General features: G+C 24.3%; 7 protein-coding genes. 3 read left to right on the top strand and 4 right to left on the bottom strand.

What is annotated here, in order from left to right; translation table 11 throughout:
* Positions 1-8: 8 nt before the first annotated feature.
* Positions 9-317 (bottom strand): metal ABC transporter solute-binding protein, Zn/Mn family, encoded by a 309-nt coding sequence (locus D9V70_RS01630; protein ID WP_172599337.1) that lies wholly within the window; start codon positions 315-317, stop codon positions 9-11.
* 72 nt (positions 318-389) lie between these two features.
* Between D9V70_RS01630 and znuC the strand changes: the two genes are divergently transcribed.
* Positions 390-1,109, top strand: coding sequence for a zinc ABC transporter ATP-binding protein ZnuC (gene znuC / locus D9V70_RS01625; RefSeq protein ID WP_158356021.1), 720 nt, complete (start codon positions 390-392; stop codon positions 1,107-1,109).
* Positions 1,110-1,148: 39 nt separating this feature from the next.
* Positions 1,149-1,952, top strand: a complete 804-nt coding sequence (gene znuB, locus D9V70_RS01620; protein WP_158356020.1) for a zinc ABC transporter permease subunit ZnuB — start codon at positions 1,149-1,151, stop codon at positions 1,950-1,952.
* Between the two features lie 22 nt (positions 1,953-1,974).
* Here the strand turns inward: znuB and aspS are convergent, their stop codons facing one another.
* The 3 genes from aspS to trxB form a co-directional block, all read right to left on the bottom strand.
* Positions 1,975-3,738, bottom strand: coding sequence for an aspartate--tRNA ligase (gene aspS / locus D9V70_RS01615; protein WP_158356019.1), 1,764 nt, complete (start codon positions 3,736-3,738; stop codon positions 1,975-1,977).
* Between the two features lie 201 nt (positions 3,739-3,939).
* Positions 3,940-4,158, bottom strand: coding sequence for a translation initiation factor IF-1 (gene infA / locus D9V70_RS01610; protein WP_158356018.1), 219 nt, complete (start codon positions 4,156-4,158; stop codon positions 3,940-3,942).
* A 136-nt stretch (positions 4,159-4,294) separates the two neighbouring features.
* A complete protein-coding gene (gene trxB, locus D9V70_RS01605) occupies positions 4,295-5,254 on the bottom strand; it encodes a thioredoxin-disulfide reductase (protein WP_158356017.1) in 960 nt (319 codons plus the stop codon).
* 311 nt (positions 5,255-5,565) lie between these two features.
* Between trxB and serS the strand changes: the two genes are divergently transcribed.
* Positions 5,566-6,849: a serine--tRNA ligase gene (gene serS, locus D9V70_RS01600; RefSeq protein ID WP_158356016.1), complete on the top strand. Its 1,284-nt coding sequence runs from the start codon at positions 5,566-5,568 to the stop codon at positions 6,847-6,849.
* Positions 6,850-6,857 lie beyond the last annotated feature (8 nt).

The raw sequence follows: 6,857 nt of genomic DNA, 5'->3' as shown, positions 1-6,857 counted from the left end.
TGTTGAAGTTAATATAATATTTTTTTTTTAAACTTATGTATTATTTTCTTTAAAAAAGAAGATTCTACTTTATTATCAGTTAAAACTATAAAATCAGCCTGCTTGATTTTTAAAATATCTAATGGACGTAAAGAATAATTATTCATTATATAAGAATTTGGAATAATTACTTCAACAGAAGTGATTTTATCTGCAATAGCTGATGCGATGAATCCTAATGGTTTTATAGTTGTTACTATAGATGCATTAGCTGAGATAGATATGAAGTATAATATACTTGTTATTAATATTCTAAATATTTTTTTATTTTTTAGCATAATATTTATTTTCATCTTAAAAAATATGTCTTATAATATCAAAGATATATTATAAAAACAGATAGTAACAATATGTTAGAATTTATTAAATTAAATAATATTTGTGTAAATTTCTCTAATCGTGTAGTTCTTTCTAATATATCATTATCTTTAATTCCCAATCGTATTCTTACTCTAATCGGTCCAAATGGAGCTGGAAAATCTACTTTGGTACGTATTATTTTAGGTTTAATCAAACCTAATTCAGGAACAATTATTCGTTCGAATAATTTATCTATGGGTTACGTTCCTCAAAAACTACATTTTAATACCTTTCTTCCTATTACGGTAGAAGGATTTATGAAATTGTCTACATCGAAAAATAGTACTATAAAAATATCGAAGATGTTAAAACGTGTAAAAGCAAAATCTTTAAAATCTCGTCAGTTACAAACTTTATCTGGTGGGGAAATGCAAAGAGTCCTTTTAGCTAAAGCTTTATTAAATACTCCTGATTTACTTGTTTTAGACGAACCTACACAAGGAGTTGATATTATGGGACAATTTGCTTTATATGAATTAATTAATCAAATTCGATATCAATTAAAGTGTTCTATCGTAATAGTCTCTCATGATTTAAATTTTGTTATGGCTAAAACAGATGACGTAATTTGTTTAAATAATCATATTTGTTGTTCTGGAACACCTGAAGCTGTTTGTAAAAATTTAGAGTTTATTTCTATTTTTGGTGTAAATCATATCAAAGATTTTGCTGTTTATCATCATGATCATAATCATATTCATCATTTTTAAAAATAATATTTAATTAAAAATAAAAAAAGAGTGATTATTATGTTTGAACTAATTTTTCCAGCATGGTTGGCAGGTATTATATTAGTATTAACAACTGGTCCATTAGGTTCATTTATAGTGTGGCGTCGAATGTCTTCTTTTGGTGATACTTTATCACATTCTTCTTTTCTTGGTTTAGCTATATCTGTTTTTTTTAATATTAGTTCTTTTTATATAATTTTTTGTTTTATAAGTTTACTTGCAATTTTTTTATCTTTATTAAAAGAAATACTACCATTTTCATTAGAAACTATCTTAAGTGTTGTATCACATACTTCATTATCTTTAGGGATTATTTTCATAAGTTTAATGTCTACTGATTACCAAACAATAGATATTTCAAATTATTTGTTTGGTGATTTATTCACTGTGACTAAATCTGATTTAATAATCATGTTAATATGTAGCATAATAATTATTAGTGTTTTAGTTTGTCGTTGGAATGCTATTTTATTGGCAACTATAAATAAAGAACTAGCTCAAGTTGATGGAATAAATATATTTTATGTGCGTCTAACTATAATGCTAATGACTGCTTTAACTATTTCTATGGGTATTAAATTTGTAGGTTCGTTGTTAATCACTTCTTTGTTAATTATTCCACCTGCTACTGCACAATATTTTTCTCAATCTCCAGAAAAAATGGTTGTTATTGCTATAGTGATTGGTATTTTTTCCGTAACAGGAGGAATATTGTTTTCTATTGTTTATAATACACCACCTAGTCCATCTATAGTATTATGCTCTTCTTTTCTTTTTTTATTAAGTAATATAAAAAACTTATATTTCAAAAAGAAAATATAAAAATACTAGAAATAGTATATAGTTATACTTTTTTTACAACTTTTATACCTAATTCTTGTAGTATTGAATCATTTGATTTGCTAGGAGAATTTGTCATTAAACAAGTTGCTGATGTTGTCTTTGGGAAAGCAATAACATCTCTAATATTTTTGCTATTGGTTAAAAGCATGACTATTCTGTCCAATCCTAATGCTATCCCTGCATGTGGAGGTGCGCCATATTGTAACGCTTGTATTAAAAAAGAAAATTTGTTATTTTGAATTGATTTTTTCATCCCAATTATATCAAATATTTTTTTTTGTGTTTTTGCATCATGAATACGTACTGAACCTCCACCAATTTCATAACCATTCATGACAAGATCATAGCTATCTGAAATAGCAGTATCAAATGGATGTTCTAACTTGTTTTTATAGTTATTTTTAATAGCAGTAAATGGATGATGAAGAGAAGAAAATTTTCCATTTTTATCTTTACTAAACATAGGAAAGTCTATAATCCAAACAGGTTTCCATTCATTTTTTTTTGTAATATTAAAATCTTCACCTATTTTTAATCGCAACATACCTAGCGATTTATTTACAATATGCTCTTGATCCGCTATTAATAATAATATATCTCCATTTTTAGCATTACTTTTTTTTGCAATTTTATCTAATATTTTTTCATTTAAAATATTTTTTATCGAACTATGATATTCTCGACGTTTATTAAACTCTTTAATTTTAATATAAAATAGTTTGTTTACATGATATTTTTTGACAAATTGAGTATAAACATCAATAGATTTTCGACTTAAGTGTGAACCTCCAGGAATACACAATAATGCTATTCTATTATTTTGTGTAGAACTTAAATTAAAAAACAACATAAATTTTTTATTTTTTAAAATACTAGAGACATCAATAATTTCTATTGGATTACGTAAATCTGGTTTATCTGTTCCATATTTTTTCATTGATTTAGCGAAAGATATTTTTGGAAATGTATGTAATTTAATATTTGTTATATTAAACCAAATATTTTTTACAAGTTTTTCTGCTAAATTACGAACTTGATTAGCATTTACAAAAGCCATTTCAATATCAATTTGTGTAAATTCAGGTTGTCTATCTGCACGTAAATCTTCATCGCGAAAACATTTTACTATTTGATAATATTTATCAATACCTGAAATCATTAATAATTGTTTAAATAATTGAGGAGATTGAGGTAATGCATAGAATTTTCCATGATGATTCCGACTTGGAACTAAATAATCTCTAGCACCTTCTGGTGTAGATTTTGTAAGAATCGGAGTTTCAATATCTAAAAAATTTTTTTTAGTCATAAAAGTTCTTGTTAAATAATTTATTTTATTCCTTATTTTAAGATTTTTTAAAATATTAAATCGACGTAAGTCTAAGTATCTGTATTTTAATCTTGAATCATCATTATTGTTTTGATTAATATAATCTAATGGTAATGATTTTGAAGTATTTAAAATTATTAAAGTATTTGATAATATTTCTATTTCTCCAGTATTAATTCTAAAGTTTTTATTCTTTTCTTCTCTTTTTTTCACTATTCCACGAACTTGAATACAAAATTCATTTCTTATAGTTATAGCTTTTTTAAAAACTGAACTATTTTTTGACTCAAACACCACTTGAATAATACCAGTGCAATCTCGCATATCAACAAAAATGAATTTACCAAAATTTCGTATTTTATGTACCCAACCGCATAATGTTACTATTTTTTTTAAATGAATTATTCTAATTTTTCCACAATATTCAGTACGCATAAATTCTCTTTAAAATTTTTTATTTTTTATTGATAAAAACGAGAAAAATTAATTTTTTATAATTGATTATTTTTTCATAGATTTGATTTTTGTAAGAAAAGTTTTAAGAGATGAATGTTATTTTTTATAAAAAATTGATGATGTATGTTAAAAACATTAAACTAGTTCTGAGTTTTATAAAATTTAGAAAATAAATTTTAATTAGCGACTTCTAAAAATAATTCTTCCCTTAGTTAAATCATACGGTGTTAATTCTATAGTAACTTTGTCTCCTGTTAATATTCTAATATAATTTTTTCTCATTTTTCCTGAAATATGTGCAGTAATGACATGTTTATTTTCTAATTCAACACGAAACATAGTATTTGGTAAAGTTTCTATTACTATTCCTTGCATTTCAATATTTTCTTCTTTAGTCATCTTTTTCTCAATATTTAATAAATTTTTTTAAATGATATATAATATTTTATTATTTAATAATACCAGATACTAGTCATTTTGACTAGTATGTTTTAAATTTGTTAACTAAAATAGTTTATTATTTAGTCATGTAATATCAAGATTGATTAAGATAACGTTGGCTATCTAATGCTGCCATACAACCGCTAGCAGATGATGTAATTGCTTGTTTATATACGTGATCAATAACATCTCCTGCCGCAAAAATACCAGGAATACTAGTTTGAGTATAATTACCATGTCTTCCAGACAATACTTTAATATAGCCATTTTCCATTTGTAATTTATCAATAAATATCTTGGTATTAGGAACGTATCCAATTGCAATAAATAAACCAGAAACCATAATATTTAATTCTTTTTTTTCTTTTTTTAAATTTTGTTGCATAATTATTATATTTGTGACTCCAGAAGTGTTTCCTATAATATTTTCTACAGTAGAATTTAAATAAAGTATTACTTTATTAATTTTTATTTTTTCTTGTAATCTACTAATTAGAATATTTTCAGCACTAAAATGAGTTCTACGATGAATTAAGTGAACTTTTTCAACAAAGTTTGATAAATATAATGTTTCTTCTATTGCGGTATTCCCACCCCCTACGACTGCAACTTCCTTATTTTTATAGAAAAAACCATCACATACTGCACATGTTGAAACACCTTTACCTTTAAAAATTTCTTCTGATTCTAATCCTAGATAACGAGGATTAGCTCCAGTTGCAATAATAACTGAATCTGCAGAATATTCATTGCAATCTCCTAATAAATAAAATGGTTTTTTTTCGAAATTTACTGAATTTATATGATCACATATAATTTTTGTATCATATTTAATGGCATGTTGATACATGCGTTCCATTAATTCTGCTCCAGTAATAATATTAATATCTCCAGGCCAGTTTTCAATTTCATTAGTATTCATTAATTGACCTCCTTTGTTTATTCCTGTAATTAAAATAGGGTTCAAATTTGCTCTTGCTGCATATATAGCAGCACTATAACCTGCTGGACCAGAACCTAATATTATTAATTTTGTGTGTATGATATTCTTCATATTTAATATCCTTTAAAAATATTTTATATTTTTTAAATCAATTTTATGGTTTTCTAAAAGATTAATTATTCTTTTAAATGAAATAATTTTATATAAAATTGTATTAGTCATAAAATATATTTTTTTACAATAAGTTTTTTTATACTAAATTATCAAAATATATAATATTTTGAATAATTTTATAAAAATTACAATTTATAAAAGATTTTATTAAATTTACTTTAAAAGTAAGATTTGTTGTTAAATCAAAAATTTTACATATTTTTGTTGTAGAATAATATTCATCTTCAATTAAAATAAAAAACTATATTATGTTAAATCCTTATTTATTACGAAATGAATTAATTTTGACAGCTCAAAAATTATCAAAAAAAAATTATAAACTAAATGTTTGTAAAATATCTTCAATGGAAGATAAACGTAAAAAATTACAAATTCAAACTGAAAAGTTGCAACATGAACATAATATTTTGTCAAATATTTTTAGAGATCAAAAAAATATTGAAAAAAGAAGTGAAATACTAAAAAATAAAATTTTACAATTAAATAAAAATTTAAATGTTTTAAAAAATGAACTTAACTTTTTGAAAGAAAAAATTCACAATTTTTCTATACGTATACCAAATATTCCTTTCGATGATGTTCCAATAGGAAAGACATCAATAGATAATAAAGAAATAAAATGTTGGGGTCAAAAAAGAAAATATAATTTTAAAATTAAAGATCATATAGAAATAGGAAAAAAGTTTAATGAACTAGATTGGAAATCTTCAGCTACAATGTCAGGTTCAAGATTTATTATAATGAAAGGTAATATAGCGCTTTTACATCGTGCGTTAAGTCAATTTATGTTAGATTTACATACTTTAAAACACGGTTATACAGAAACTTATGTACCTTATTTAGTTCATCCTAAAGCTTTATACGGAACAGGTCAACTTCCTAAATTTAGTGATGATTTATTTCATATAAATTCTATAGATAAAAATAGTTATATATTAATTCCTACAGGAGAAGTTCCATTAACTAATTTGTTATATAATAAAATTATCGATGAAAAAGAATTACCTATTATGTTAGTAGCACATACGCCTTGCTTTCGATCAGAATCATCTTCTTATGGACGTGATGTAAAGGGATTAATTAGATTACATCAATTTGATAAAGTAGAATTAGTACAAATTGTTCAACCAGAAAAATCTATAGAAATATTGGAAAACCTAACTAATCATGCTGAAAAAGTTTTGCGATTATTAAAATTACCATATAGAAAAATGCTTTTGTGTACTGGAGATATGGGTTTTTCTTCTGCTAAAACTTATGATTTAGAAGTATGGTTTCCGTCTCAGAAAAAATATATAGAAATTTCTTCTTGTTCTAACATGACTGATTTTCAAGCACGTCGTATGAAGATTCGTTATCGTAAAAAATCCGAAAATAAAAAATTTTTTGTACATACATTAAATGGTTCTGGTTTGGCTATAGGAAGAACTTTAGCTGCTATATTGGAAAATTATCAACAATCTGATGGTCGTGTAGAAATTCCTAAAGTTCTCCAAAAAAAATATATGAGAGGATTAGAGTTTATCAATTAATTTTACAT

The sequence above is a fragment of the Buchnera aphidicola (Lipaphis pseudobrassicae) genome (assembly GCF_005081185.1).
Lineage (GTDB): Bacteria > Pseudomonadota > Gammaproteobacteria > Enterobacterales > Enterobacteriaceae > Buchnera > Buchnera aphidicola_AD.
This window is presented reverse-complemented; position numbering and strand designations above follow the sequence as displayed.